General features: G+C 70.2%; 1 pseudogene. It reads left to right on the top strand.

Annotated features, from left to right (window positions below):
• Positions 1–197: 197 nt before the first annotated feature.
• A pseudogene (locus AX737_RS27430) lies at positions 198–497 on the top strand (4Fe-4S ferredoxin); the annotation flags it as partial.

The raw sequence follows: 497 nt of genomic DNA, 5'->3' as shown, positions 1-497 counted from the left end.
TGGCGTGTGTGGGGGCGGGGCCGGCAGGAGAGCGTCGCGGGATCGTCGCGGCCTGCGCCCGCATGTCGGATCGTAGTTTCGAATGCTTCGAGTATAAGGGCTGTAACCCTTCAGGCGAAGGGATCCGCGTATCACGTCTCCTCTCAGGTTCACCCGTGTCCGACCGTCTCATCCTCGCCTGCTCCTGCGAGCGGACGATGCCCCTCGATACCGCCGCCATCGCCCGCGGCTGCGGCTCCCGCCTCGTCACGGCCGACCAGCTCTGCGGCCGGGAGCTCGACCGCTTCCGCGACGCCCTGGACGCGGGCGGGCCCGTGACGGTCTCCTGCACGCTCCAGGCTCCCCTCTTCGACGAGGTGGCCGAGGAGATGGGGGCCGAGGAGCGCGTCACCTACGCCAAGATCCGCGAGAGCGCCGGCTGGTCGTCCGAGGCCGAAGCGGCCGGCCCGAAGATGGCGGCGTTGCTCGCGGATCTTGGCGTAGGTGACGCGCTCCTC

It is taken from the genome of Methylobacterium sp. CCH5-D2, from assembly GCF_001556475.1.
GTDB lineage: Bacteria > Pseudomonadota > Alphaproteobacteria > Rhizobiales > Beijerinckiaceae > Methylobacterium > Methylobacterium hispanicum.
This window is presented reverse-complemented; position numbering and strand designations above follow the sequence as displayed.